Raw genomic sequence first — 26,721 nt, 5'->3', positions numbered from 1 at the left:
GCTTTTGTGATGTTCGCTGCGCTCACATTTTTACACAAAAGCTCTGCTCCGCTATGTCGCGCTGAGCCAGGCGTTATGAATATGAGTAAACGACCCAACTTCATATATATGGCCGGAATGATCCCTGTTCTCTTCGTGGTGGGCCTTCTGATATTCCTTACGTTCGATAACCTGCTCTCTAGTAGGGCTGTGTATGGAGACAAGTTTGGTAATGCATATGAGGTTGATGGGCTTGCTGCAATTTTAGTGAACCTGGGCATATTTGGACTTATTGCTTGGCTGGGCTCTTACTTGGCATTTCTTGTAAAGCGCAGCCCAAAGCTCATGCAGGTTCATCGAGCTCTCGGGATCGTTAGCGGTATTTTTATATTGGTTGGGCTGGTCTATGGGTTTTCATAACAAGCGGCAGCAAGCGGAAAAAATTTCTGCTCGTTCCTCGTTTCAATTTTCCCGCTGTGCCGGGCGTTATGTGTGAATTAAGATGCCCGACGTAGAAATATATATCAATAATATTGATGAAAAGTCATTGTTAGGTTGGATATCATCCGTACTAGAAGAGGTGGTGGAAGTCCAGCGGGATGATGAAATGGTTATATTGTCCGGTGTATTTGATAAATCAATAGTGCCGGTAATTATTCAAAAAAATGTAGAAAATCTCGACTTAACTGGCGTATGGTTTAACTCTGAAATTACTCCATGGTCTTCAGATTTAGAGTGTGCTCGGGAGGCATTTTATTCATTGAATAAAACTGTCCTTTGTGATCCGGGCGAAGAATATCCTTCACCTACTCAATTTTTGGAAATATCCGAAAATGGTGAAAAGTTAATAACAATAGAATAGAGAAAAACACATAACAAATATGTCAAGAAGGACATTTTTTCCGTCGCTTGTTTTATGCTTTAATAGCATAAAACAATCAACTACAAAAATGCCTCTTACATAGGCGTTATGTTTAAGTCTTACCCACGTTTAGTAGACACCCTGTATAGTTAGGTTTCGGCCTAACACGGAGGTGTACCATGGGTAAGAAGAGAGCACAGGCGTATACGGAAGAGTTTCGGAGGGAGGCGGTCAAGCGGCCCGCAAAGCCCGGTGCTACTACTGCCTCAGTGGCTAGGGATCTAGGTGTAAGCGCCCAGCAGATCTACAACTGGCGACGACAGTTCAACCGGCTTGCTGCGCTGGCACTGGGGACACTGGCACCCCTGGTTGTCATTCTGACTTGTGCTGCAGGTGGTATTGCGGGTTCAGGCTGGCTGCGTGCGCAGGGAAAATAATCTGGATCAATTGATTGGCAACAGGATGCACTGTATGAAACTTACACTATCTATCGCAACATTATTGGCAACGTTCTCGCTGGGGGCGGATGCTTCTGAGCAGGAGGCCCGTGACCTCATTGGCTTTGGTGCCCTTACCTTTGCTGATAATTGTATGAAGTGTCACAAGATAGACGGCTATGGTGAGGAGGCGCTGTACCCATCCCTGCGAGATCCCGCGTTGCTGGCAAACAAGTCACTGCTCATTGACACGCTTCTGCACGGCCGCTCGGCACCCCGCCGCAATGGCGGTGAAGAGGATCTGATGCCGGCGCTGGAGTTTCTGACGGACCGCGAAATCTCGGCGATCATCGCGTTTATCACCAATACCTGGGGTGATGAGTTGTTGCTGGTGAGTGAAGAGGAAATCAAGGCGGCGCGCTGAATCGGCTCTACTGAAGCGGGCGGAACGAGAGAGCGCTCTGCAACGAAAAAGGTCGGGCCGGTGCCGACTTTATTTCCTTCATGCAGCGGGTTACGCGGGCTTTCTTGCAGGCGGCTGGCACATACACTGCACGCCGCCACCGCCGGCGGTGATCACGGAAATGGACAGTGTAATTGCCTCTAAAAGGAAGATGACCGTCAAAAATTTGTCATGTTACCGTGAAGGGTTGCTTCCGCTCGCGAGCGCGAACGGTTGCGGACGTAAGCCTCACTTCACGGAAATACATTTTGCCGTATCTACTATCCCTTCCAGTAGTAACTTCACTTCCTCACAGTTTGACGGTCCTTGCTTATGCGGAGGTAATTTAGTAGCTGCCAGAGGCGAGATCATCATGTTCCCTCCGGAAAAATGTTAAAAGACGCCGAACGATACGCAGCGCAACTGATACGATCGTTGGCTATGTCGTTAGAAAAGTAATCAGATTATGAGTGAGAAAAATGACGTTTATGTAAGGTCAAATGCTTCTTTTCGAGTTTGGGGGAGCAATCTTGATCCGCTAGTGGTGATCAATCTATTGCGGCTGCCATATGATCGATATTCATCGACCTGGAGAGCCTTGCATACGCCGGAGTCGGGATGGAACGGTTCATGAATATTCGCCATATCGCCACGGTATGTGGAGTATGAGTTCAGAGCATTGGGTAAATTCCAATGACTTAAATACTCATCTCATTTGGTTGCTGAAGGAGTTAGAGCCAAAAGCAAAACAGATTCACGAGCTTATTGAATTAGGAAACTCTGTGGATTTCTTTTGCTTTTCAGAGGGTTACTCAGCCAGGGTACCGGCAATACCTAAAGACACTATTGTTCGTGCTGTCGCACTTGGAATTAAGATAGATATTGATCACTATGAGCGTGACGCCGACGAATAGCGTAGGTAAGACTTCCCCCCGTTTAGTAGACGCTGAACCCCAGAAAACCGAGCCTAGAAAGCCAAGGCGGATCTGAAAATGCTCTGGCAGGAAGATAGCGTCTATTCTCAAGACCCCCCTGACCTCCCTGTCCGGATTGATGTGGAAATGTAAATCACATCAACGCTCTAGACATTCAACAGCAGGTGCTCCCGCTCCCAGGGTGAGATCTCGCGGTGGAACTGGCGCAGCTCCTCTTTTTTGACTTCCGCATACAGCTGACAGAAGTCCTCACCCAGTATCTGACGAATCTCTGTCGCCCCGGCGAAGATGCGCAGTGCTTCGTCGAAGGTGGTTGGGATATAGGATTGGGCTTGCTGCTGGTCATCCAGCTCACCTTCTGCCGGCGCGCTGGGTTCTGTTTGATCGATCATGCCCAGATAGCCACAGGCCAGGCTGGCTGCGATTGACAGGTAGGGGTTGGTATCCACACCGATGACGCGGTTTTCCAGTCGGCGATCCTGTGGCCCGGAGTGGGGGACACGCAGGCCGGTTGCGCGGTTATCGTAGCCCCAGGCAGTATTGGTGGGGGCACTGGAGTTTGCCTCTGATTCGAAACGCCGGTAGGAATTCACATTGGGTGCAATCAGCGGCATTACTTCAATCAGGTGTTTCTGTGTGCCGCCGATGAAATAGCGAAACAGTTCTGTGGCATTGCCCTGGGCATCGGAAAAAATATTCTTGCCGGTAGTGATATCCACCACACTCTGGTGTACGTGCATGGCGCTGCCGGGCTGGTCACGCATGGGCTTGGCCATGAATGTCGCGAACATGCCGTTATTGAGCGCTGCTTCCTTGATGATTCGCTTGAAGTAGAACACCTGGTCCGCCAGCAGCAGTGGACTGCCGTGACTCAGGTTGAACTCCACCTGGCCCGCGCCATCTTCCTGGATCACCGAATCGATATGCAGGCCGGCGGCCTCAGCGTAATCGTAGATGTTATCGATCACCGGCCCATATTCATCGACGGCGGTCATGGAATAGGACTGTAATGCCGTGCCAGAGCGCCCGCTGCGACCGACCGGCGGCTGTATCGGTTCATTCGGGTCGACGTTGGGCTTGGTCAGGTAGAACTCCAGCTCGGGGGCAATCACGGGTTTCCAGCCCCGCCGGGCATACAAGTCGATCACATGCTTGAGAATATTACGCGGGGCACAGAAGATCGGCTTGCCCTCGAAATCCTGCAGATCGTGAATGATCTGAAGCGTGGGCTGCTTGGCCCAGGGGGCTGCCATCGCCGTCGACATATCCGGCACCAGCACCATATCGCTCTCGGCCCACTGGTTGGTGATGTCCATCTCCACATCCTGACCGGTGATGGTCTGGTAAAAAATGGAGATGGGCAGGTAGATCGGCGTCTCGGGAGAGAACTTCTTCACCGGCATCGCCTTGCCCCGGGACATGCCGTTCAGGTCCGGAATGATGCATTCCACCTCATCCAGTCTGCGGCCATTGCGATAGGCCTGGAAGGCTGGTGGTAATTTGTCGAGCCAGGAACGGCTATCAGACTGACTCATGGTAACTCCAGAGGCGGGATTATTTCTGCCCGCAGTGTAAACGAAATGGCCCCCTGATGGGGACCTGGAGGCGGCCGGGATCGTGGCTTCAGGCCAGCGACCAGCTTCTTTGAGCAGGGTGACCTCTGCCTTGGCGCTCAACAAGTGAGCAGCAGCGTGGCAGGGCTGGGACAGGTAAGCCATGCTGATCCAACTGCGCGATCACTTGGCCACCCAGTATGGTTCCTGGCGGTGTTAGACTTTCACTCTGTGCGGACCCCGGGGCTGGCCTCCTTATGACGCAGGCACCGCACGCGCGCCGAAACCACACTCAGCACCAACTGGAATCAATATGAACGGCTATTTCGTCGGGGCCTACGCCACCGCTCCGGTTACTGAATCCTGGGATCCCGCTCTTCAGGCTGAATACCTGGCGGGGCTGAAAGCGATGCCGAATGTCCGCGGGCTGGAGCACCCGTTTACGGGAGCTTTGCACCCTGAGGACGACGAGTGGTTTCTGGCCAACATCAGTCCGCGATGGGACTTTGTTTTCACCGGCATGCCGGGTGTGATGCAGCGACTCGGCAGCGATGCCAGCTTCGGTCTCGCGTCCACTGAAGAGGCCGGGCGGCAGGCGGCGCTGGAATTCTACCAGCAGGCGCGGCAGGCAATTCTCAAACTCAACCGCCATCTGGGCCGCCAGGCTGTCACAGCCCTGCTGATTCACGGGGCGCCGCGGGTAGCCGGTGATAAACAGCCCGACAAGGCGGCCCTGATAAGCTCGCTTGAAACACTGGCGTCCTGGGATTGGGATGGGGCGGCACTGGTTCTCGAGCATTGCGATGCCAAGGTCCCGGGCCAGAGCGCTGACAAGGGCTTTATGCCCATTGAGGCAGAAATCGAGGCGCTAATCGCTGCCAACGGCAAGGGTGGTAGCCCGATAGGTCTGTGCATCAACTGGGGGCGCTCGGCCCTGGAGGCGCGCGGCGTCGATGGGCCGGTGCACCATCTGCAGTCAGCGCGGGCCGCGGGCTTGCTGCGTGGGCTGATGTTTTCCGGTGTTTCTGGGGAGGACAGCGCCTACGGTGCCTGGCGCGATACCCATATGCCGCCGGCGCAGGCTTTCGGCATTCCGGCGTTCGAGCCCTGTTCACTGCTGACCGAGACGGAATTCCGCCGCTGCCTGCAGATCGCCGACGGACTCGACATTATGGGTATAAAGATTTCGGTGCGCCCGGACTCCCTCAGTGTCGATGAACGCCTGGCCTATGTCAGTGGGGCGCTGCATATCCTCGATCAGCTCACTGAGTGAGTCGTGGCCGCAGCCGCGCAGGAACGGGTGCCTGAGTAGTGCGGCAGTTCCACCGCTGGGCAGCACATGTCGCGGGGTTCGACTCGTTGAATTTCGGGGCTGATCCGCTAATTTATTAGCTCGCGTCTACTTTCCTATCGCAAGCGGCTGGCCGTCACTATGGAACAGATCATCACGAATCCGATGGCCCTGCTGGTGATGGTCGGAATCGTCTCGATTGCCTGTCAGTACCTGGCCTTTATGCTCAAGTTACCGGCGATCCTGCCGCTGCTGCTGGCTGGCCTGGTCCTTGGCCCCGTGACCGGGGTACTCGAGCCTGATGCCCTGTTCGGGGACCTGCTGTTTCCTCTCGTTTCACTGGCAGTCGCGATTATCCTGTTCGAGGGCGCACTGACCCTCAAATTCTCTGACATTGCCGGACACGGCATCATGGTGCGTAACCTGTGCACCCTCGGTGCGCTGGTAACCTGGTTGATTGCCACGCCTGCCGCCTACTATTTCCTCGGAATGCCCCTGCAGCTGGCGGCTTTATTTGGTGCCATCGTCACCGTGACGGGGCCAACTGTCATCGTCCCCATGTTGCGCACGGTACGTCCCAATGCCCGCATCTCCAATATCCTGCGCTGGGAGGGCATTGTCATCGATCCCATCGGCGCACTGCTCGCCGTACTGGTGTACGAGTATGTCGTGGCCGCGCAGGGCGCTTTCGAGCACACCCTGCTTATCTTCCTGAAGGTCGTTGCCATCGGCTTCGGGCTCGGCTCCCTGATGGGCTTCCTGCTGGGCACCCTGCTGAAAAAGAACTGGATTCCCCACTACCTGCGCAATACCGCGGTGCTCACCCTGATGCTCGGCGCCTATGCCGCCTCCGATCTGATGAGCCATGAATCCGGCCTGCTCACGGTGACGGTGATGGGTATCTGGATGGCTAACATGAAAGGCCTGGATGTGGACGACATCCTCGAGTTCAAGGAGACGCTCAGCGTGCTGCTGATCTCGGCGCTGTTTATTCTGCTGGCGGCGCGGGTGGAGTTGTTCACCTTGACGCAACTGGGCTGGGGCGCGGCGCTGGTGCTGGCGGCGATCATGTTTGTTGCCCGGCCGCTCTCGGTGTTCCTGTCCTCACCCGGGTCGGGCCTGAACTGGCGCGAACTGGCGATGCTGAGCTGGATTGCGCCACGGGGGATCGTTGCAGCAGCGGTATCCGCTCTGTTTGCCCTGAAGCTCGACGAATTCGGGCTGCCAAAGTCTGAACTGCTGGTACCGATGGTGTTCCTGGTGATCATCGCCACGGTGGTTCTGCAGAGCCTGACTTCCAAGGGCATTGCCAAGCTGCTGGGTGTTCGTGCGCGCTATCCCAACGGCTATCTGATCTTCGGTGGCAGCAAGTTTGCCCGTATGCTGGCCAAAGACCTGATGGAAAAGGATATCCCGGTCATCATTGCTGATACCAACTGGGATGCTATCCGCGAGGCCAGGATGGACAATATCCCTACCTACTACGGTAACCCGATCTCTGAACACGCCAGCATGACCCTGGACCTGTCGTCGGTGGGTAAGGTGCTGGTGTTGTCCCCCTATAAACAGCTTAACCCGCTGGTGAACTACCACTTCGAGCACGTGCTGGGGCAGGGCTCGGTGCTCGGGCTCGGCCATGGATCACAGGAGGGGCGGGCACGGCACCAGGTGTCGGAGGAATACGCCAAGAAGCTGGAATTGTTCTCTGAGAATGCTACCTATGGGCGGCTTGCCAGCCTGGTCGCGAAGGGGGCGACGATCAGGACCACGCGCCTGACGGACAGCTTTACGATCGAAGATTACAAGGAAACCTACGGTAATCGCGCCACGCGTCTCTATGCTGTGGATCCGCGCGGGAAAGTGCACATCAACACGGTTTCACATGAGTTCGCACTCAAACCAGACTGGCAGATTGTCAGCCTGATTGCGCCGGAAGAGGCCGCCGAAAAGCCTGCAGGTGACACACCATTGCCGGACGGCGCCGTATGATAGTGCCGCACCTTGTGCGGCCAGTCAGTGATGTTGTCCTTTTGCTGTTCATTTCTTGCCTTGCGGTGACATAAGCCTTTGGCCAGTAGCCATACGATGCTTATGTGTGGCTATAGACGCCAGAATCTCTTCCATGGGCGTTAGCGGGCGCTGTAAGTCGGTATATTCCCCACACTGTTGGCACAAACGCCGTTCTCGAATGCTCCTCAATGCATAAAGCTATGAGGCGAGGGGGGCCTTCCCCACCTATCGCCACTTGATGCGGAAAAACAAGAATAATGCGAAAAGATCTCTTTACTGCCGCTTTGTCTGGTTTATTTGCAGCGTCACTGTTTTTATCGCCGAGTACAAAGGCTGAGTCACCGGACGTTGGCTTTGACGTGTACCGATTACAGAGTGGTGGAAGCTACCAGGCAGATGCCCTCAATGGGTGGTTGGCCAATGACAGTGATCCCGAGGGAGGTGGGCTGCAGGTAACCGCAATCAAGCGAGGCCCTGAGCATGGCAACCTGCAGTGGAATAATGATGGTTCCTTCACCTATGAACCTGAGCCTGGCTTTACTGGCAATGACCGGCTGCTCTATACCGTAACCGATGAAGAGTCCCTGACCAGTCAGGGGCTAGTCATCTTTCACGTTGCGCCTGCTGCCCAGGACAATCACCAAATACCGGGCGACTGGCCCATGGTAGGCAAGACCTCAGCGCACACGGCCTACCAGCAGGGCTTCCTCTGGCAGCAAGAGCCGAAGCTGTTGTGGGAGGCCGACCATGGTCCGGGCAGACGCTATTACCAGAGACCACTCGTAGCCTCCGGTCAGCTGTTTCTGCTCACTAAAGACGAGCGGCGTTTTGGTGACAGTATCAGGAACTGGAATTATGGCTTTACCGCGTTGTCTGCACACACTGGCGACAAAGTGTGGTCCAAGGACTTCCCCATCGAGAGCTACATGGGCGGGGCCGCGATTGTCGATGATCAGTTCATATTTGAAGCCTTTCAAATGGAGTTGGGTGGTTCCCTGTATTCGTATGATGTGCTATCCGGCCAGCAGCGCTGGCGCAGCACGCTCGGCGATGATTTTACCTCCGGTTTATCCCCTCCTGTGCCCATCCTTGACAACGTCTGGGTCAGCACAGCTTATCCGCGAGCCCTGCATGCCTTTGAAAGCGCAAGTGGTGATGCCCTGGGTAGTGTTGTCAAAAACTGCTCGCAAAATGACGAGATGTCCTGGCCTGCTTTCTATAATGAAAAACTGTATTCCATGACTCCTGGCTGTTTGGACGAGCACGACCCAAAAACAGGAGCTGTTTTGCGCAGCCTGAGCCTGGAGGGGCAGCCCAGTGACCTTCATCTGGCCCTCGATAACGGCATCGCGCTAATTCGTAGCTTTGGCCAGATCAAGGCAATCGATCTGGAAAGCTTTGCAGTGCTGTGGACTGCCCCTTTTGGGGGAAGCGAAGCCGCGGCTATGGGAAGCGGGCTTGTGTATCTTGTCAGTGGCCGTGAGCTGATAATGATTCAGGCTGACACTGGCGATACCCTGGCTCGTTTTGAGGGGGCTCGATTTGTCACGACCCAACCCGTGCTGACCGATGATAGCGTTATTGTGGCCACTGGCCAGCAAATCTATATCCTCGACCGGTTTACCCTGAGCCCACTGCACATCATTGACTTTGCCGCTGAGGCGCTGTCGATCGCCAATGGCGTGCTCTATGCCGCAGGTGGAGTCGTCCGTGCCTATCAGGTTAGTCACCCTGTTGCCACTCATGATGCCGCCCCACAGGTTGTCGCTCCGCCTGAAGACCGCACGGTTGGGCAGGAGGAGACCTTCACTATTGATCTTTCCTCTGTTTTTACTGATCCCGAAGGTGACATGCTGGCATACGTGGTGGAACTGGAGAGCGGCAGTGGAATGCTTGTGAGTCACATAGATGGTGACTTGCTTACCGTCTCTGCAATGGACTTTCCGGGTCGCGACCGGATGGTAATCCGTGCCAATGCCAACGGGCGATTAGCAGAGACGACCCTTGAAGTGACGGTCGTCAATCGGGATGTTGAGATCGAATTATTCGATGAACACGGTGTGCCCATTCCTCCGGGGGAAGAGATCACTGGCACTGTCACTGGCAAGGTTACTGTCAGGAACTACATGGGCCAGCATGCGCAGTTTTACAAGAATTTCCGTGTATTGCACACCGAAGGCCATGGCCATATGGTCGATGCTGATCCTTGGATACGGCACTTCACGCTGGATAGCCGCGAATTCTTTGATGGTGAAAACCTTCTCAGTGTGCACATCCACCCGATGAATCATCCCGGGGAGCTATATCAAGCAGATTTCGATGTGGGGCATATTACCGTCGTTTCCCGTAACAATAATCCGGCCCCTGACGGTGATTTTCATCTGCCGAAAATGCAACTTGACCGGCGGCTTATCGGGCCGGAACCGATGCACTCATCTCCGGGTGGTGACATCAGTACCTTTCGTGGTGCCGTTGAAGTTTTGGACGATTTTGGGCCTATTGATATTGACCACAAACAGGATGTGTCTGCATCGGCACAGGTGATTCCCCATCTGGGGGGTAGCGTGCTCGGTAGATTTCGTTGGGCAAGGTTGGAGCCGCCCTTCGCCGAGTCACCGGGTGAGATATTTGGTGCTGTCAGCCTTATAAATTTCCAGCGTGAGGAGTCCTATCCCACAAAGGTGGTTTTCTTCTTTAATGACCGGGTCGGGCGGGCCAATTATGGTTTCCACCGGTTTACAATGCCGGCGCTGTCACCCGATCACCGCATTGCAAACCCAATTGGCTCCTCCAATGTCGAGATACTGAATCTGTCCCAGGGTGATAGCGTGGTAATCCCACCTGGTGGGGCATTCAAACTACAACTCCATGTAAGCCTGAATCCGGCTTATCACCGTAATTACAATCACTTCAACATGATGACAACCTGGGTGGGTAACAGGAGCGTTACGGACACCAATCTCTCGAATTTCGAACGCTATGTGCCTGACGAGGTGAAGGACTTTATTCTCGAAGTTAATATTCCCGAGGCTGAGATACAGCGACTGGAGGCTAGCCGGGCCAAGGGCCATGATACCGGGGCGTTCGCCGTCTGGAATGATTTTGTTTCTGCAAGCGATTTTGCCTACGCACTGCCGGTCAGTGAGCATATACACCTGAGCGCGATACGCTCTTCTGATTTAGCCTATCTGGTGCCGGACGCCGATGGTGATGGCGTGGATAATGCGCTCGATAACTGTCCGTACGTCTCCAACGCCAGCCAGGATGATATGGATGGCGATGGGCGCGGGGATGCCTGCTATGGGTCTCCCCTTCAGCTTTGGGAAGACGAAATCCATGGCGCGCGGCTGGTGGGCGGGGTCTCCTCGGGTAGAGAAGGGCACACCTTGTATCATTTTTCTCAAGATGAGCCTTATACCCGTAGCTTGTGCGACAAGACCTGCACTCAATTCTGGCCACCGGCCACGATCAGTGATATCGCAGAGATTAAAGATTTGCCACAGGAGTGGGATGTTGGCGTGATCGAGCGTGATGATGGCACCCTGCAACTCACGCTGAATGGCTGGCCACTCTACTTCTATGCATCTGATCTCCAGCCGGCCGAGACTGGTGGGCATCTGGTGAATCGTGAGTGGTGGTTGGCGGCGACCGATGCGGACTCTATCAACTACCAGTGGGAGCAGAGCGAGTACCGGGTGGAGGAGGGAGTAGAGTTTGTGGACCTGACCATTCTCCGGTCGGGAAAAAATCTGTCTCGTTCGAGCGCAATCATTCTGAAGGCTGACGGCTATGAACGTCAGACTGCAGAAGATGACTGGCGCCAAGCGAGTTGGGATGACTATACCTTCACGCAGTCGACCGCGGAGTTTTCCGCGGGGCAGGAAAGGCTGACGGTGAGCCTTCAGATCAACGATGATGACAGGGAGGAGGACACCGAGGCGGTGCAGATCCAGCTCTGGCCCGTATCGCCCGTGGACGTTGCTGGTGAACCAGATACGGTAGTCATTTTCATCGAAGACGATGATGCAGTGGAACAGCAGAGCACTGGTATCAGTGATACCAGCAATACCAGTGATACCAGTAATTCGACTCCCCCCGTACCGAAGCAAAACAGCAGCGGTAGCTCTGGCAGTACCAATCTACTAACGCTGCTGATGCTAGTGGCACTGGTGGCCTTCCGGCGACGGCATCGTTGCAACAGGCTCGGGCTTGTCGTGAAGTGAACGTCGAGAGCGAGCTTTCATTGCGCATTAATGGAGTGAGCCCAGCTATTTTGGCCTTTGAGGCTTTCTTCTTGTTTTATGGCCATCTGGTAAAGAGGCCTTTCTGCAGCCCTCACTCTTCCGGTTTACAGGAAGCCGACACTATCCACGCCCGCTTTTCTCAAGCTTGCAGCGCGGTGCAGCGCGATCGCGTCAGGTTTTGGGGGATTTGCATTGTAAGCAGGAGGCATTTCCTCAAGAAGGGGGAGGTTTTTTATAGGGGCACATACCAGGGTTTATCACTGAATGCAGTGCTAAAGAAGACCTGAATCAGTTATCTATGTCGTAGTCCTGTTGATTCAAAAAGATCAGGCAAAGCGCCATGGCTCCAAATATCTGGAAAGACCCGTTGAAGGAGCTGCCTCCTACGGGGGTTTGCCACATATTGAAAAAGCCGCCGCCAATCAGGATAAACAAGCCAAACCACACGGTGATGCCTAGGCCCGCCCCGAGTAATGCCCATTTCTTGGCAGCATGGAACGTCCCAGCATCCGCTTTCCGAGACCGCCACATATCGATAGCGCCTTTGAGTAGCACGATCCCGGTCAGTAACTCGAGACCAAAAATGATCACCAGTGTTATCCAAGTCATGAGGAGACTGGATGTGAAAAATCCAATACTTGATGGGTAGGCATTATGCCCCTGGCCACTCAATACAAAATGGATGTGTCCGTAAGCCGCGTCAGTATTGGCGATATTCTGCAGTACATAGATCAATGCAAACAGGCCGATATAGACCGTAAACATGATCTTGAGGAGTCTTACATGCATGACTTGCCCTTTCTTGGATACGCTTCTTCTTCAAATTGTGACGACTGAATCCAGAAAAATCGTCAATTCCACTATCAAATTGCATGGCTCACCCGTCTATAGTCTGACTACAGATGCTACTGCGAAGAAATTCACTGGCGCAGTTCTCAGGAGGGCAGCACAGCCGTTCCCTGCACTTTAGGCCCTTTCGCAGCATTCCAGCCTAGCCAGGAGACAGCAGTGCCGAGCAGGAAAGCTGAAGCGACAGTCAATTCTGCCGGTATTTGCGCGTAGTACTCAAGACCTTGTCGAACCCACTGGATATGCGTTCCCATGTAGATGCAGATTGTCTCTATCACCAGGAATATCGCGGCCAGGAGGAAAGGCACCCCACCCTTGCGGTCACGGAGGTACATCAGTAAACCAAATACTGCAGATATCATCATTGCAGTGGCGATGGCATCCAATATGCGCTGAGGAATTTCAGAGCCCGTGATGATCAGGAAGGGCATCATGCCCATAATCACACGGCTGAACGGGGATTCGAACAGGACCAGTGGTGTCGAGAGCATATAGCCCGCATGAAGCCGGGTGTTGCGGCGGTGTTTCAGGGCGAGGTAGAACAGCGTCAGGTAAGCAGTGATGGCAATCAGCATCGAGAGTGCGAAACTTGGGCCAAGGAAGCGGAATATCTCATTTTCATTAGCCGCATAGTTGGCTGCTGTCATATTGATGATCATGACAAAGCCGACAATGAGGAATGGAAACAAAAAAAGGCTAAGAGTGCCACCTATTCTATGTAGATTTCTTCTCCGGCTGCGGATAGACCAGTCCTGAAGTAGCAGAAGGAATACCCAGGCAAGAGCCGTTATCGCATGGGCATGGAAGGCAAGTGGCACTGTTTTCAGTGTTGTAAAATAGCTGTCCCAAAAGCCGACCAAAATGACGATCAGGACAAAGCTAACCCAGTACCTTGCATGACGATATGGCATAACGCCCCCTTATTGTTCTTGATTCCCGCCATGATAATGGCAATTGAGATAAGTTCGGCTTATGAGTGGGGAGGGGCGCGCCAATCTTTCCTGCTTGTTAAGCCGAGTTCCTATTAACTGGTTGGAATTGCATTAGTGACAGGTTTTACCTGAGGAGTAGGCGTGGCAGGATGGGCAATTGGGGCGGCCGATTTGGCTTGGACTCCATTGAAAGATGAAGACCGTCATTATTCTGAGAGGTTACTTCACCCACCATCTTTTAGAGGGCGTGTTCGGGAATGGATTACCAACGCAGTCACCGTAAACAATATTAAAGCCATACCCACGACCTGCGGTGTAGTCAGGTTTTCATCCAAAACCAGTAACCCAAAAAGCGAGGCGGTAACTGGCTCGACCATCGCTAAAACGGCAGCCACCGTAGGGGTGATGTGCTTCAGAGCGATCACAAAAAAGAAAAATGACAAGCCGGAGCCGAGGACACCGAGTAGCAAAAGTGATGGCAGGGCTTTTCCATCGAGCATGGCAAGGGACAGATCAGTACCTGCAGGCCAAACAAGGCTAAGGGCAACCATGGCAAAGGCAATCGTGAGCACAGCGCGAGGGTTGCCGCGTGGAGCTGCATATTGGAAGCTGAAAATAAACACCGCGTAGGAGAGCCCTGCCAGCAGCCCGGTGGCAATACCTGGAAGGGCGATGCCATCACGACCGGACTCATAGACCTGTGTCAGCAACAGGATACCGAGCATTACCGAGGCGATCGCCATAAGTTTTATTGGCGAGGGCTGTTCAAGCCGGAGCGCAAACGATACGAGATATACAATCACTGGCGCACTGTACATCAATGTTACGGCAACGGCGACGCCGCTATAGGCGATGCTGATGAAATAGAAGGCAAAGTTACCGGAAACCCCGAGTCCGGCAAGCACGGACCAGAACCACAACCGGCTATCGCCCAACCCTGTGTAATCACGCCGAATTAGCAGCCAGGCAAAGAACAGCACGAAGCCGATCGCTCCACGGAAGAATGAGACGACTAACGGGTTCCAGCCATCGGCTATCAGCATGCCGGCAATACCGCCGGAGAGCCCCCAGCACATCGCTGCCAGGGCCACGAGAGCTGCACTGGCACCAGCCACCTGACATCTCCTTGAAGGCAATATTTTCAGTACACTACAGCACACTTCGGGGGTGCTTCCCACAAATGGCCAGAATCACTTTCGGCATGACAGATTGGATGCCGCGGTGCAGATCCTGAGCGTAGGATGTTTCAGGGGTTGTGCACAGCACCCTACTGGTTCAGATGTTGTTGACGTAGAATCACTAGTTCTGGTCCCTCTGATCTCCCCATGAGCCCGCGCTATGAAACCCTGGATCGAACTCGGCACTGCCCAGATTCCCAATAACGGCGGCATCCTTACCCTACGCCAGCGTGATCAGGAGTTTTCTATCTCACTGAGTGGCCCACGTGGCGAACTGATGAATAGCCGCCGCTTCAACAGCGAGCGGGAGCTGTCGCTGCTGGGCTGCGCCCATCTGAAGAAACATACGAATGCTCGTGTGGTGGTGGGTGGCATGGGCATGGGCTATACGCTTGCAGCCGCGCTTGAGGTGCTGCCAGACGATGCAGAAGTCATCGTCGCCGACCTGATCCCCGAGGTGGTGGAGTGGAACCGCGGGCCCTTGGGCAGCTGCGCCGGCCGGCCACTGGACGACAGCCGTGTTCAGGTCTATATCGGCGACGTTGCTGTGCTACTTGAGAAGGGCGACAGCGATTATGACGCCATACTGCTGGATGTGGATAACGGGCCCGAAGGTCTGACCCAAAGCGACAACAACTGGCTGTATTCCCTCGAGGGTACCAGCTGTATCTACGAGAGCCTGACGCTGGGCGGCATGCTGGCGGTGTGGTCGGCGGGGCCGGATACTCATTACGTCAATCGGCTGAAGAAAGCCGGTTTTAAAGTCGAGGTCAAGACCGTGCGCGAGCGTCCCGGGAAGGGGGCGCGGCACACGATATTTCTGGCGAAGAAAGCCGCTATGTAAGATATAAAACCGAAATAAGTCCCGGGTGAAATTTTGGCAGCTATTAGATTTGAGGATTCAATGCCAACCAATCGACGCGATGTAATCAGCTTTTCTTACTTCGCCTCGTATCCCTGACCAAGTATGACTTGCCCTGGCCGCGTTTCAATTCGAACAGGTCGATGGCCCGGAACAGACTGCTCAGGTTCTTGAAACCGTAGTTACGGCAGTCGAATGAAGTCCGGTTGGAGATGTTGGAGCCGACGGCGCCGAGTTCTGCCCAACCATCATCGTCCTCGGTGGCTTCGATGGCATGCCTGAGCAGGGTAATCAGCTTGGCATCCGACTTGATGTTCTTGCGTTTTTCGCCACTCTTTTCTTTGACCACTTCGGATTGGTCGAGAAAGAGGAACTTGGAGCAGGCGTTCACGAAAGGCGATGGTGTCTTGCGTTCGCCAAAACCAAGAACCACCTTGCCCTCTGCCAGCGCCCTGGTCACCATCGGTGTAAAGTCACAATCCGATGAGATGAAGCACATCACGTCGATATCTTTGGTATACATGACATCCATCGCATCGATTACCAGGGCGATATCTGAGGCGTTCTTTCCTTTGGTCAGATCGTATTGTTGTATCGGCTGAATCGCATGTTCATGCAGTAGTTCCTCCCAGGGCCTCAGAGTCGGTGACTTCCAGTTTCCATAGGCCTTGCGGATGGTGACCACGCCGTATTTGGCCACCTCGCTCAGTACATCCTCAAACTTGCCGGCCGGGGCATTGTCGGCGTCGATGAATAGCGCAATCTTCTGTTTGATTTCGTCCATTTTGAATCCATGGGTGTAGCGAGTTTGGGGAAGCTGTGTACGAATTCACCCGGCCGTGTGCCTGAAGTAGGTTCAAATTTCCCCATTGGCCCTGGCAATGATTTTGGGCACCAAGTCGGCCGGAAACAGCGATTTGGACAAGTACTGCCGGCCGCCGGATTTAGCCACCAGAATCAGTCCCAAGTCGGTTTCAATGACGTGCTCTATATCAGACCACGATAGCGCTGTTTTCGTATGGGTGCTCTGGGTCTGGATGCCTTCATCATCCACCGTCAATTTCACTTCGCCGCCGGCACCCTTGCCCCACATCTGCCGTGTCAACCACCAGGCGCGCCGGAATCGAATATGCAGCAGCTCCAGAATCGCTAAAGCGATCAGCATGTAACTGGCGACCCTGGGCTGCTCGGTGAACGACAGTAAGCCTGCACCGGCAGCAAATAGTAACAGCGGGAACAGGTAGTTGGGCTTGGCACCTTTACCGTGTGGTAAAGACTGGTCGAAACACTCGGCCAGGTATTCGCGGGATAGCGTAAATCGGGTATTAAACTGTTGCACGGGAGCCACGGATTGTTATGGGTTGCCTGTCATATCGGAATTTATACCTTCCCCCAGGGATTGTAGAAAGGTGTTTTGGGACTTCTCCAAGCCTGGCGGGCTGCTCATCCGGGTGCGGCAGCTTAAATTCTGAACGACAGGCTATCCGGCGGCTCCCCGCCCTCGGTGAGATCGGGGGGCGAGTGCGGTGGTCTCATCCAGGTACACAGCCACATCGAACCGGGCGCAAATATCCACATAAAGATTGTGGCTCTGGCGCTCCGTCTCCGGTCGGTAGATGACGCCAATGGCCCGTTCCAGCAGCGCCCTTGCTACATTGGTGAGCGCACATGCTTGATTTCGTCCATCTTTAACCCATTGGTGCGCGGGGCAGGGGGGCGCATCCTAACTCCTTATCCGCTTCTCATATTTGCGAACAGCCAGAGCGTAGGATTCTTCCAGCAGCGGCAGGAGATTTTCAAAAGAGCCCCGCTCGGGGTTGAGGATGCACACCCACGACATCCAACCATAGACCGGGTGGGGCATGAGCGTGTTGAGCCGTCGAAAGTCGTGTCCAGTATCCACCACGCCGCCCGCAACAGGCCTGGACGGTTTTGGACCCAGAACAGACTCGTAAGTTGCCCTGCTGATGCCAAAGTTAAAACGGAATACGCCCTCCCGGCCAAGGTCGGAGGCACGATCGTTTTCGCCGTCCTTTTCCTTGAGTGTGGCAAAGTAAATGCCCCGGGGTAGTCTTTTTTCTGGGTTGTAAAAGAATGATCGCTCCCCCCAGGCGTCAACTGGAATCAGCCCCTCATAATGACTGGCGAGGTAGTCTGCAATCTCGTCCGTGTGCATTCGATGGATTTCTCTGTCGGGTATTTCCGGGCTCTGGTGGACCGTTGCTCTGGTGCTATTTGGGAGCTGAGGTCGGTCCAGGGGACTTTTCCCGCAGATAAAAAAAGCGGGCTTTCGCCCGCTTTCAAAACCTCTCTTCCTGTGAGCGACTACTTGTTGTAGTTGTCCTTGCTTTCTTACTTCTTGGTAGTTCCTGTTACCACTGCAGCGCACCACCCGTCTGGTATTCAATAACCCGCGTTTCGAAGAAGTTCTTCTCCTTGCGCAGGTCCATGATCTCGGACATCCACGGGAAGGGGTTCTGGGCGCCGGGGAAGTGTTCCTTCAGGCCCAGCTGGCTCAGACGGCGGTTGGCGATGAAGTGGAGGTATTCCTCCATCATGTTCGCGTTCATGCCCAGTACGCCGCGGGGCATGGTGTCGCGGGCGTAGGCCACTTCCAGCTCCATGCCTTCCAGGATCATCTGGGTCACTTCCTGCTGGAACTCGGCGGTCCACAGGTGCGGGTTTTCCAGCTTGATCTGGTTGATGACGTCGATGCCGAAGTTCAGGTGCATGGACTCGTCACGCAGGATGTACTGGAACTGCTCGGCAACGCCGGTCATCTTGTTGCGGCGACCCATGGACAGGATCTGGGTGAAGCCGCAGTAGAAGAAGATCCCCTCGGTGACGGCGTAGAAGGCGATCAGGTTGCGCAGCAGCTCCTGGTCGGTTTCCACAGAGCCGGTCTTGAAGTTCGGGTCGCCGATGGCCTGGGTGTGCTTGAGGCTCCAGGCAGCTTTCTTGGCCACGCTCGGGACTTCGCGGTACATGTTGAACACTTCGCCTTCGTCCATGCCCAGGGACTCCACGCAGTACTGGTAGGCGTGGGTGTGGATGGCTTCCTCGAAGGACTGGCGCAGCAGGTACTGGCGGCACTCCGGGTTGGTGATGTGGCGGTAGATGGCCAGCACCAGGTTGTTTGCCACCAGGGAGTCGGCAGTGGAGAAGTAGCCCAGGGAGTATTCCACGATGCGACGCTCGTCCTCGGTCAGACCCTCGGGGTCTTTCCACATGGACACGTCTTTGTTCATGTTCACTTCCTGCGGCATCCAGTGGTTGGCGCAGCCATCCAGGTATTTCTGCCAGGCCCAGTCGTACTTGAACGGTACCAGCTGGTTCAGGTCGGCGCGGCAGTTGATGATGCGCTTTTCGTCCACCTGGATACGGGCGGCACCCATTTCCAGCTCTTCCAGACCCGGAGCCGGGTCCAGGTCAGCTACGGCGGCCCGGGCTGCGGCCACGGCGTCGGAGGCCGGCGCGGTGGTCACAGTGGATTGGGCCGCGGGCGACGCCGGTGCGCTGTGGCTCTCATAAGAGACAGCCGGTTCGGATACTTCTTGTTGCAGCGTTTCCGGCGCCGGTCGCGGTTCGGCGCTTTTCTTCTGTTGTTGTGACGGTTGTTCGAAGTCGTCCCAGCTAAGCATATTGTCTGCCTTCCGTCTTTGAAACGTAAGAACGTTTGTGTGTGTTCGAATTTGTTGCCGCTGCCCGTTGTTGAGTCAAGAGCGCGATCCCCGAAATTGGTTGAGAACTTTATCCAGTCCGCTGGCGCAAGGCGCCAGCTTCCCGGTTCCTGTGAGAGGATTCTTTCTCAAAGTGGCGCGGAACCGTCTGCGCCAGATCAATTGTGTGTTGTTCTTTTTTATATCTTTTCAGCTTTCCGGGTTGTCCTGGTTGCACCCGCACCCCGGTCTTTTCCATTCCCGCCTTCTCTCCCCAGAGAAGGGCGGGGACCGGGGCCGGTGCTGGTGGTCCCTGCGGCTACCTTATTAACCGCATGTACCACTTGGTCTTGGCCGCTTAGCGGCTGCGACGCTCTCCCCCGAGAGTTTTACTGACAGGCCTCACAGTCCGGGTCGTCCAGGGAACAGGCCTGGGGAACCGGAGCCGCTTGCGGCTTTGCTGCCGGGGCGGCTGCCGCCGCACCGTTGCCACCGCTTGCACTTACCGCGTTCAGGGTACCGCCATTCACGGTGGATTTTTCCGTGCTGGTGGCAGCGAGGGCGCGCAGGTAGTAAGTGGTTTTCAGACCGCGGTACCAGGCCATGCGGTAGGTCAGGTCCAGTTTGCGGCCGTCGGCGCCGGCGATATACAGGTTCAGGGACTGCGCCTGGTCGATCCACTTCTGGCGACGGCTGGCGGCATCCACGATCCAGCGCGGCTCCACCTCGAACGCGGTGGCGTACTTGGCTTTCAGGTCGGCCGGTACGCGGTCGATCTTCTGCACGGAGCCTTCGTAGTACTTCAGGTCGTTGACCATCACCTTGTCCCACAGGCCGCGATCTTTCAGGTCGTGGACCAGGTAGGGGTTCACCACGGTGAACTCGCCGGACAGGTTCGATTTCACGTACAGGTTCTGGTACGTCGGCTCGATGGACTGGGATACGCCGGTAATGTTGGCGATGGTCGCGGTCGGGGCGATCGCCATCACGTTGGAGTTACGCATGCCCTGCTTGGAAACTTTCTTGCGCAGGCTGTCCCAGTCCAGCGTACTGCCGGTGTCCTGCTCGATGAACTGCTCGCCGCGCTGCTCGCTCAGGATCTTGATGCTGTCCAGCGGCAGGATGCCCTTGCTCCACAGTGAGCCGTCGTAGCTCTGGTACTTGCCGCGCTCTGCTGCCAGGTCGCTGGAAGCGGAGATGGCCTCAAAGCTGATGGCCTCCATGGAGGTATCGGCGAAGGCAACCGCTTCGTCGCTAGCGTAGGAGATGCCGGCCTTGTACAGCGCATCCTGGAAGCCCATCAGGCCCAGGCCCACCGGGCGGTGACGCATGTTGGAGGCGCGCGCGGTTTCCACGGAGTAGTAGTTGATGTCGATGACGTTATCGAGCATGCGCACCGCGGTCTTCACGGTCTTGGCCAGCTTGGCCTGGTCCAGCTTGCCGTCTTCACCGATGTGCTGTGCCAGGTTCACGGAGCCCAGGTTACAAACTGCGATCTCTTCGTTCGCCTTGGTGTTCAGGGTGATCTCGGTGCACAGGTTGGAGCTGTGCACGACACCGGCGTGCTGCTGCGGGCTGCGCAGGTTGCAGCTGTCCTTGAAGGTGATCCAGGGGTGGCCGGTCTCGAACAGCATGCCGAGCATCTTGCGCCACAGGTCGACCGCGCGGACTTTCTTGTGCAGCTTCAGCTTGCCTTCGGCGGCCAGCTTCTCGTAGTGCTCGTAGCGCTCTTCAAACGCGGTGCCGAACAGGTCGTGCAGATCCGGGCAGGTGGCCGGGGAGAACAGGGTCCACTCCTTGTCCTCGAATACACGCTTCATGAACAGGTCCGGTACCCAGTTGGCGGTGTTCATGTCGTGGGTACGGCGGCGGTCGTCACCGGTGTTCTTGCGCAGTTCGAGGAACTCCTCGATATCCAGGTGCCAGGTTTCCAGGTAGGCACAGACAGCGCCCTTGCGCTTGCCGCCCTGGTTCACCGCTACCGCGGTGTCGTTGGCGACTTTCAGGAATGGGACCACGCCCTGGGACTTGCCGTTGGTGCCCTTGATGTAGGAGCCCAGCGAACGCACAGGCGTCCAGTCGTTACCCAGGCCGCCGGCCCACTTGGACAGCATGGCGTTGTCCTGGATAGCGCCGTAAATGCCGTGCAGGTCGTCCGGTACCGTGGTCAGGTAGCAGGAGGACAGCTGCGGGCGCAGGGTGCCGGCGTTGAACAGGGTCGGGGTGGAGCTCATGTAGTCAAAAGAGCTCAGCAGGCTGTAGAACTCGATCGCGCGCTCGTTCTTGTCTTCCTCATTGATGGCGAGGCCCATGGCGACGCGCATGAAGAAGATCTGCGGCAGCTCAAAACGGGTGTCATCGCTGTGCAGGAAGTAGCGGTCATACAGGGTCTGCAGGCCCAGGTAGGTGAACTGGTGATCGCGCTCGCTCTTGATGGCTGCACCCAGCTTCTCCAGGTCGAAGGTAGCGAGTGCAGGATCCAGCAGTTCCAGTTCGATACCCTTTTCCACATAGGCGGGCAGGGCGGCGGCGTAGAGCTCGGCCATCTCATGGGCGGTGGCGCGCTCGGCGACGCCGAGGAAACGCAGGGCCTCGGAGCGCAGCTTGTCCAGCAGTAGGCTGGCGGTGGCGTAGGTGTAGTTCGGCTCCTGCTCCACCAGGGTGCGCGCGGTGATCACCAGCGCAGTGTTGATGTCGTTTTCGGAAACGCCGTCGTAGAGGTTCTTCAGTGCCTCGTTGAGGATGACGTCGCCATCGACATCCTTCAGGCCCTCACAGGCTTCGCTGACGATGGTGCGCAGGCGCTCCATGTCCAGCGGCACCAGGCTGCCGTCTTCCAGCTTCACGCGGATGCTGGGGTGGGTATCGGCCGGCTGGGCTGCCGCTTTCTTCTGCTGCTCTTTCTCGGCGCGCAGGCGGGCGTGCTCCTCACGGTAGAGAACGTAATCGCGGGCGACCTTGTGGGCCCCGGAGCGCATCAGCGCCAGTTCCACCTGGTCCTGGATTTCCTCGATGTGGATCGTGCCACCGGAAGGCATGCGACGCTTGAAGGTGGCGGAGATCTGGCCCACCAGTTCCTGCACCTGGTCGTGGATGCGGCTGGAGGCCGCGGCAGTGCCGCCCTCGACCGCGAGGAATGCCTTGGTGACAGCAACGGAGATTTTGCTGTCGTCGTAAGGGACTACGGTGCCGTTGCGCTTGATGACGCGAATCTGGCCCGGTGCCGTGGCAGTCAGTGAAGAGCTGTCGGCCTGTTCCTTGGTAGTGCCCGGCTTTTCTGAAGGCACGGACTGAGAGCGCCCTGTCTCTGTGTGCATGAAGATCTCCGCAAGAAAGATTTGTACTGTTTTTGTTCCGCTGCTGCCTTTTGGGCAGCGCCCCCGGACGGCGGCCTTGTTTGCGGCACGGGTCCGTCGTTTTGCCAGCGGTGCCGCGGCAGTGCCGGATACCACTGGTACTACAGGCCGCTCGATGGCCGGATTTCCCCCCGAAGGTCTACCGGCCTGTGCCTGCGGCGGAGAATCCTTTCCGCCTGTTTACCTCTGAAATCGCCTGGATAAGCTGCGTCTGGATGTTGGCGTCAACTGCCGGGTAAAAACCCGAGACGTTGCAGTGCGCCGGAGCCGGATTGCGTGCCACCTGCGTTGGGGCGGTATCCGGCTCTCACCCCAATATATTGGGGTAGCTGCTCGACTGGGCAACAAGATAATGCGGTGAGGGGTCTAATTCAAGGCGGATAAGTCTGTGGTTTTTTGTGGATAACTTGTGGGGATTGGGTGAACGTCAGTAGTTACTCGGGCGCCAGCTCCCGCCATTACTGGGGGTGGTTAAACACTGTACAGCCCATCCACAGGGGGCCGAGATTCTAAGAATTTTTTTTAATAATCGGGGCCCCTTAAATTAACCAGAGCAATAACCATTTTGCACTGTACAGTCTCTGTGCAACGGGGCGACAAAATGGCGCCAAAAGCGCAATAAAAAATGCGCGCTGCTTATTTTGTGAGCGGCGCGCATTTCGCTAGTGTGGCTAAAAAATCAGCGGCTGTTTTCCTGCAGGAACTCCATCAGTGCCTTCTGTGCGTGCAAGCGGTTCTCCGCTTCATCCCACACCACGGAAATGCTGTCGTCTTCCAGCAGCTCGCCGCTCACTTCTTCGCCGCGGTGCGCGGGCAGGCAGTGCATGAACACAGCGCGGTCATTGGCATGGCTCATCAGTTCGTGATCCACCAGGAAGCCTTCGAAGGCCTTCAGGCGCACCGCCTGTTCCGTCTCCTGGCCCATGGAGGCCCAGACATCGGTCGCCACCCAGTCGGCGCCGCGCACGGCATCCACTGGCTTGCGGACGATGGTGACGCGGTCGCCGGCAGCGGTGAGCACCGCTTCGTCCGGTTCATAGCCTTCCGGGCAGGCGATGCGCAGCTCAAAGTCGCACTGGCGGGCGGCGTTGATGTAGGAGTTGCACATGTTGTTGCCGTCACCCACCCAGGCGACCACCTTGCCGGCGGGGCTGCCGCGGTGCTCGACGTAGGTCTGGATGTCCGCCAGCAGCTGGCAGGGGTGGAAACTGTCGGACAGGGCGTTGATCACCGGAACCCGTGAATAGGCGGCGAAGCGCTCCAGCACGTTATGGCCGAAGGTGCGGATCATCACCATATCCACCATCCGCGAGATCACCCTGGCGCTGTCCTCGATGGGCTCGCCACGACCCAGTTGCGTATCCCGGGGGGACAGGAAGAGGGCACTGCCACCCATCTGCGCCATACCCGCCTCGAAGGAGACCCGGGTGCGGGTGGAGGACTTCTCGAAGATCATGCCCAGCACCTTGTCCCGGAAGGGCTCGGTGGCGATCCCCTGGTTGCGCAGCGCCTTGAGTTCGATGGCGCGCTCGATGACGCTGTTGAGCTCCTCTCTGGACAGGTCCATCAGGCTGAGAAAATGTCGTATGGCCATGGTGACTCCCCTTGATTCAGGCCTCTTCCCGGGCAAATTGTTGTACGAGTGTGCCCACCGTAGCGGCAATCCGGGCGCACTCATTATCAGTCATTGTCAGTGGCGGCAGCAGGCGCACCACATTGCCTGCTGTGACATTGATCAGCAGGCCCTCTTGCCGGGCCTGTTCCACCAGCGCCCCGCAGGGGCGGTCGAGTTCGATGCCCACCAGCAGGCCGAGGCCGCGGATCTCTCTCACTGCGGTGCAATCGGCCAGTGCTTCGCGCAACTGTACCAGCAGTTGCTCGCCGAGTGTGGCCGCGCGTTCGATCAGTTTTTCATTGATTAGGGTTTCCAGCACCGCGAGGCCGGCGCGGCAGGCCAGCGGATTGCCGCCGAAAGTGGAGCCGTGGGTGCCGGCCGTAAAAAGCTGTGCGGCCTTGCCGCGGGCCAGGCAGGCCCCAATGGGCACGCCATTGCCAAGCCCCTTGGCGGTGGTCACGACATCCGGCAGCACGTCGCTGTGCTGGTAGGCGAAAAGTTTGCCGGTGCGACCATTGCCGGTCTGGATTTCGTCCAGCATCAACAGCCAGTCCTGCGCATCACAGATTTTTCGCAGCTGCTTGAGGTAGTCCGGTGCCGGTACGCGGATACCGCCCTCGCCCTGCACCGGCTCCACCAGAATGGCGACGATATCGTCGTGGGCCGCCGCCATTTTCTCGATGGCGGCGACATCGTTGAACGGTACCCGCAGGAATCCCTCGGGCAGCGGCGCGAAGCCGGCCTGTACCTTCTCGTTGCCGGTGGCGGTGAGGGTGGCGAGGGTACGGCCGTGGAAGGCGCCCTCCATCACCAGGATCCTGGGCACCGCCAGCCCGCGCGCATTACCGAGCCGGCGCGCCAGCTTGATGGCCGCCTCATTGGCCTCGGCTCCGGAATTGGAGAAGAACACGTTGTCCATGCCGGACAGGGAGGCGATGTTCTCCGCGAGCTGTTCCTGCGCCGGAATGTTGTACAGGTTGGAGACGTGCAGCAGCGTGCCCGCCTGCTCCCGGACGGCGGCGGTCACTGCGGGGTGGCAATGGCCGAGGCCACAGACAGCGATACCTGAGAGGGCATCCAGGTATCGTCGGCCGCCGTCATCCCACACATAGCTCCCCTCGCCCCGGACCAGGGTCAGGGTCCTCTCGCCATAGTTGTGCATCAGCGCGGGTGTGGCCACGGTACGTCTCCTCTATATGAACGGGCCTCAATTACCGGGCCGCAGAAAGTGCGGAATTGCCGCTGTTGACCAGCAGTTTCCCCGGGAAAGCCGGCAATACTAGCATAAGGCCGGTGGCAGGCCAGTGGCTGCCGGTGCAAAAAGCCCGCTTTCGTACCGCACTGCACACTAGGGTACAATGCCGGCCTGCGCGCAGCTGCCCAGCGCCGGTGCCGCGCCCAACAGCATCAAACGGTCCCATTAACCGAGGTTAGTCTTCCCTATGGATACACTGGAGAACATCAAGCAGCAGATCGCCGACAACGCCATCCTGCTTTACATGAAGGGCAGCCCCAACGCGCCCCAGTGCGGCTTTTCCATGCGCGCCTCGCAGGCGTTGATGGCCTGCGGCAAGCGCTTTGCCTACGTGGATGTGCTGTCCAACCCGGATATCCGCAGCGAACTGCCCAAATACGCCAACTGGCCGACCTTCCCGCAGCTGTGGGTAAAAGGCGAGCTGGTCGGTGGCTGTGACATCATCATGGAGATGTATGAAAACGGCGAGCTGAAGACCCTCATCGACGAGGCGGCAGCGGAGAGCGAGGGTGGCGAATAACGGCGCCTGATCCCGGCAATAAAAAACCGCGGCATGCCGCGGTTTTTTTGTGGCTGGAAAATGTCGGCACGGACAATTCGGGCCCGGGGGCTTATTCGTCGGATGCTTTTTCCATCTGGGTCTGCAGGTAGTTCTGCAGCCCTACCTTGTCGATCAGGCTCAGCTGGGTTTCCAGCCAGTCCACATGTTCCTCCTCGGAATCGAGGATTTTTTCCAGCAGCTCGCGGCTGCCGTAATCGCGCACGGATTCACAGTAGGCGATGCCATCGCGCAGATCGGGAATGGCCTTGGTTTCCAGCTTCAGGTCGCACTCCAGCATTTCCTGGGTATTCTCGCCGATGTACAGCTTGCCGAGGTGCTGCAGGTTGGGGATTCCCTCGAGAAACAGGATACGCTCGATCAGCCAGTCGGCGTGCTTCATTTCATCGATGGACTCGTGGTACTCCTTGTCCGCCAGTTCTTTCAGGCCCCAGTCCTTGAACATACGCGAGTGCAGGAAATACTGGTTGATGGCTACCAGTTCATTGCCAAGCGCCTTGTTCAGGTGTTCGATGACTTTAGGATCGCCTTTCATAGCTGTTGCTCCTTTGGCCCCGGGAGAAATTGCATTTGCTGCAGTGGATTCTCCGGAATTGTTTTTGCTTCTGTTGCGGGAAATTGCGCTCAACGGGTCCTCAAATCATAGGGCCTGAGTCGCTATGCCGGTCGAGTTTGCGGTGGTGATCGTGGCAAGTCAAGCACC

The 26,721-nt window shown here is 56.5% G+C and carries 23 protein-coding genes; 10 read left to right on the top strand and 13 right to left on the bottom strand.

Annotation, left to right across the window (positions count from 1 at the left end; all coding sequences use genetic code 11):
* The 5 genes from LVD12_RS04215 to LVD12_RS04195 form a co-directional block, all read left to right on the top strand.
* Positions 1-399, top strand: a 399-nt coding sequence (locus LVD12_RS04215; protein ID WP_237065867.1) for a hypothetical protein, incomplete at its 5' end; no start/stop codon positions are given.
* Between the two features lie 82 nt (positions 400-481).
* Entirely contained in the window at positions 482-841 is a 360-nt protein-coding gene (locus LVD12_RS04210; RefSeq protein WP_237065866.1) for a hypothetical protein, read from the top strand.
* Between the two features lie 179 nt (positions 842-1,020).
* The gene (locus LVD12_RS04205) at positions 1,021-1,278 is read left to right on the top strand and encodes a transposase (RefSeq protein WP_237065865.1); all 258 of its coding nucleotides are present in this window, start codon (positions 1,021-1,023) and stop codon (positions 1,276-1,278) included.
* A gap of 34 nt (positions 1,279-1,312) precedes the next feature.
* Positions 1,313-1,702, top strand: coding sequence for a c-type cytochrome (locus tag LVD12_RS04200; RefSeq protein ID WP_237065863.1), 390 nt, complete (start codon positions 1,313-1,315; stop codon positions 1,700-1,702).
* Between the two features lie 587 nt (positions 1,703-2,289).
* On the top strand, positions 2,290-2,634 hold the full coding sequence (locus LVD12_RS04195; RefSeq protein WP_237065861.1) for a DUF4279 domain-containing protein: 345 nt from the start codon (positions 2,290-2,292) through the stop codon (positions 2,632-2,634).
* Positions 2,635-2,801: 167 nt separating this feature from the next.
* On the opposite strand, the gene LVD12_RS04190 is transcribed toward LVD12_RS04195, so the two are convergent.
* Entirely contained in the window at positions 2,802-4,190 is a 1,389-nt protein-coding gene (locus LVD12_RS04190; protein ID WP_237065859.1) for a glutamine synthetase family protein, read from the bottom strand.
* A 331-nt stretch (positions 4,191-4,521) separates the two neighbouring features.
* On the opposite strand from LVD12_RS04190, the gene LVD12_RS04185 reads away from it, so the two are divergent.
* From LVD12_RS04185 to LVD12_RS04175, 3 genes are all read left to right on the top strand, one after another.
* Positions 4,522-5,481: a DUF4862 family protein gene (locus LVD12_RS04185; protein ID WP_237065858.1), complete on the top strand. Its 960-nt coding sequence runs from the start codon at positions 4,522-4,524 to the stop codon at positions 5,479-5,481.
* A 159-nt stretch (positions 5,482-5,640) separates the two neighbouring features.
* A complete protein-coding gene (locus LVD12_RS04180) occupies positions 5,641-7,488 on the top strand; it encodes a cation:proton antiporter (protein ID WP_237065857.1) in 1,848 nt (615 codons plus the stop codon).
* Positions 7,489-7,766: 278 nt separating this feature from the next.
* Positions 7,767-11,732 carry an Ig-like domain-containing protein gene (locus tag LVD12_RS04175; RefSeq protein WP_237065856.1) on the top strand — a complete coding sequence of 1,322 codons (3,966 nt, stop codon included), beginning with the start codon at positions 7,767-7,769 and terminating at the stop codon, positions 11,730-11,732.
* 309 nt (positions 11,733-12,041) lie between these two features.
* Here the strand turns inward: LVD12_RS04175 and LVD12_RS04170 are convergent, their stop codons facing one another.
* The 3 genes from LVD12_RS04170 to LVD12_RS04160 all read right to left on the bottom strand — a co-directional run bounded on the left by LVD12_RS04170 (position 12,042) and on the right by LVD12_RS04160 (position 14,649).
* Positions 12,042-12,542, bottom strand: a complete 501-nt coding sequence (locus LVD12_RS04170) for a DUF2165 family protein (RefSeq protein WP_237065855.1) — start codon at positions 12,540-12,542, stop codon at positions 12,042-12,044.
* 146 nt (positions 12,543-12,688) lie between these two features.
* On the bottom strand, positions 12,689-13,513 hold the full coding sequence (locus tag LVD12_RS04165) for a hypothetical protein (protein ID WP_237065854.1): 825 nt from the start codon (positions 13,511-13,513) through the stop codon (positions 12,689-12,691).
* A 245-nt stretch (positions 13,514-13,758) separates the two neighbouring features.
* Positions 13,759-14,649: a DMT family transporter gene (locus LVD12_RS04160; RefSeq protein ID WP_237065852.1), complete on the bottom strand. Its 891-nt coding sequence runs from the start codon at positions 14,647-14,649 to the stop codon at positions 13,759-13,761.
* Between the two features lie 223 nt (positions 14,650-14,872).
* On the opposite strand from LVD12_RS04160, the gene LVD12_RS04155 reads away from it, so the two are divergent.
* Positions 14,873-15,556, top strand: a complete 684-nt coding sequence (locus LVD12_RS04155; protein ID WP_237065851.1) for a spermidine synthase family protein — start codon at positions 14,873-14,875, stop codon at positions 15,554-15,556.
* An 85-nt stretch (positions 15,557-15,641) separates the two neighbouring features.
* On the opposite strand, the gene LVD12_RS04150 is transcribed toward LVD12_RS04155, so the two are convergent.
* From LVD12_RS04150 to LVD12_RS04120, 8 genes are all read right to left on the bottom strand, one after another.
* On the bottom strand, positions 15,642-16,358 hold the full coding sequence (locus tag LVD12_RS04150) for an NYN domain-containing protein (protein WP_237065849.1): 717 nt from the start codon (positions 16,356-16,358) through the stop codon (positions 15,642-15,644).
* Positions 16,359-16,430: 72 nt separating this feature from the next.
* Positions 16,431-16,913 carry a YcxB family protein gene (locus LVD12_RS04145; RefSeq protein WP_237065848.1) on the bottom strand — a complete coding sequence of 161 codons (483 nt, stop codon included), beginning with the start codon at positions 16,911-16,913 and terminating at the stop codon, positions 16,431-16,433.
* A 141-nt stretch (positions 16,914-17,054) separates the two neighbouring features.
* Positions 17,055-17,216: an erythromycin esterase family protein gene (locus LVD12_RS16205; protein ID WP_369413361.1), complete on the bottom strand. Its 162-nt coding sequence runs from the start codon at positions 17,214-17,216 to the stop codon at positions 17,055-17,057.
* Positions 17,217-17,297: 81 nt separating this feature from the next.
* A complete protein-coding gene (locus tag LVD12_RS04140; RefSeq protein ID WP_237065847.1) occupies positions 17,298-17,750 on the bottom strand; it encodes a DUF6194 family protein in 453 nt (150 codons plus the stop codon).
* Between the two features lie 196 nt (positions 17,751-17,946).
* Complete coding sequence (locus LVD12_RS04135; RefSeq protein WP_237065846.1) at positions 17,947-19,215, bottom strand: ribonucleotide-diphosphate reductase subunit beta; 1,269 nt, start codon at positions 19,213-19,215, stop codon at positions 17,947-17,949.
* Between the two features lie 407 nt (positions 19,216-19,622).
* Positions 19,623-22,550, bottom strand: coding sequence for a ribonucleoside-diphosphate reductase subunit alpha (locus LVD12_RS04130; protein ID WP_237065845.1), 2,928 nt, complete (start codon positions 22,548-22,550; stop codon positions 19,623-19,625).
* 718 nt (positions 22,551-23,268) lie between these two features.
* Positions 23,269-24,183, bottom strand: coding sequence for an ornithine carbamoyltransferase (gene argF / locus LVD12_RS04125; protein WP_237065844.1), 915 nt, complete (start codon positions 24,181-24,183; stop codon positions 23,269-23,271).
* A gap of 16 nt (positions 24,184-24,199) precedes the next feature.
* The gene (locus LVD12_RS04120; protein ID WP_237065843.1) at positions 24,200-25,384 is read right to left on the bottom strand and encodes an aspartate aminotransferase family protein; all 1,185 of its coding nucleotides are present in this window, start codon (positions 25,382-25,384) and stop codon (positions 24,200-24,202) included.
* Between the two features lie 262 nt (positions 25,385-25,646).
* Here LVD12_RS04120 and grxD point away from each other — a divergent pair, with 262 nt between their 5' ends.
* Positions 25,647-25,979, top strand: coding sequence for a Grx4 family monothiol glutaredoxin (grxD, locus tag LVD12_RS04115; RefSeq protein ID WP_237065841.1), 333 nt, complete (start codon positions 25,647-25,649; stop codon positions 25,977-25,979).
* Positions 25,980-26,070: 91 nt separating this feature from the next.
* Here grxD and bfr read toward each other — a convergent pair whose 3' ends face one another.
* The gene (bfr, locus tag LVD12_RS04110) at positions 26,071-26,553 is read right to left on the bottom strand and encodes a bacterioferritin (RefSeq protein WP_237065839.1); all 483 of its coding nucleotides are present in this window, start codon (positions 26,551-26,553) and stop codon (positions 26,071-26,073) included.
* Positions 26,554-26,721: the final 168 nt, after the last annotated feature.

The organism is Microbulbifer guangxiensis (assembly GCF_021729075.1).
Lineage (GTDB): Bacteria > Pseudomonadota > Gammaproteobacteria > Pseudomonadales > Cellvibrionaceae > Microbulbifer > Microbulbifer guangxiensis.
This window is presented reverse-complemented; position numbering and strand designations above follow the sequence as displayed.

Excerpts from the sequence above, each read along its gene's own strand:
- LVD12_RS04210 (WP_237065866.1), top strand. The coding sequence starts at position 482 with ATGCCCGACGTAGAAATATATATCAATAATATTGATGAAAAGTCATTG.
- LVD12_RS04205 (WP_237065865.1), top strand. The coding sequence starts at position 1,021 with ATGGGTAAGAAGAGAGCACAGGCGTATACGGAAGAGTTTCGGAGGGAG.
- LVD12_RS04200 (WP_237065863.1), top strand. The coding sequence starts at position 1,313 with ATGAAACTTACACTATCTATCGCAACATTATTGGCAACGTTCTCGCTG.
- LVD12_RS04195 (WP_237065861.1), top strand. The coding sequence starts at position 2,290 with ATGATCGATATTCATCGACCTGGAGAGCCTTGCATACGCCGGAGTCGG.
- LVD12_RS04190 (WP_237065859.1), bottom strand. The coding sequence starts at position 4,190 with ATGAGTCAGTCTGATAGCCGTTCCTGGCTCGACAAATTACCACCAGCC.
- LVD12_RS04185 (WP_237065858.1), top strand. The coding sequence starts at position 4,522 with ATGAACGGCTATTTCGTCGGGGCCTACGCCACCGCTCCGGTTACTGAA.
- LVD12_RS04180 (WP_237065857.1), top strand. The coding sequence starts at position 5,641 with ATGGAACAGATCATCACGAATCCGATGGCCCTGCTGGTGATGGTCGGA.
- LVD12_RS04175 (WP_237065856.1), top strand. The coding sequence starts at position 7,767 with ATGCGAAAAGATCTCTTTACTGCCGCTTTGTCTGGTTTATTTGCAGCG.
- LVD12_RS04170 (WP_237065855.1), bottom strand. The coding sequence starts at position 12,542 with ATGCATGTAAGACTCCTCAAGATCATGTTTACGGTCTATATCGGCCTG.
- LVD12_RS04165 (WP_237065854.1), bottom strand. The coding sequence starts at position 13,513 with ATGCCATATCGTCATGCAAGGTACTGGGTTAGCTTTGTCCTGATCGTC.
- LVD12_RS04155 (WP_237065851.1), top strand. The coding sequence starts at position 14,873 with ATGAAACCCTGGATCGAACTCGGCACTGCCCAGATTCCCAATAACGGC.
- LVD12_RS04150 (WP_237065849.1), bottom strand. The coding sequence starts at position 16,358 with ATGGACGAAATCAAACAGAAGATTGCGCTATTCATCGACGCCGACAAT.
- LVD12_RS04140 (WP_237065847.1), bottom strand. The coding sequence starts at position 17,750 with ATGCACACGGACGAGATTGCAGACTACCTCGCCAGTCATTATGAGGGG.
- LVD12_RS04135 (WP_237065846.1), bottom strand. The coding sequence starts at position 19,215 with ATGCTTAGCTGGGACGACTTCGAACAACCGTCACAACAACAGAAGAAA.
- LVD12_RS04130 (WP_237065845.1), bottom strand. The coding sequence starts at position 22,550 with ATGCACACAGAGACAGGGCGCTCTCAGTCCGTGCCTTCAGAAAAGCCG.
- argF (WP_237065844.1), bottom strand. The coding sequence starts at position 24,183 with ATGGCCATACGACATTTTCTCAGCCTGATGGACCTGTCCAGAGAGGAG.
- grxD (WP_237065841.1), top strand. The coding sequence starts at position 25,647 with ATGGATACACTGGAGAACATCAAGCAGCAGATCGCCGACAACGCCATC.
- bfr (WP_237065839.1), bottom strand. The coding sequence starts at position 26,553 with ATGAAAGGCGATCCTAAAGTCATCGAACACCTGAACAAGGCGCTTGGC.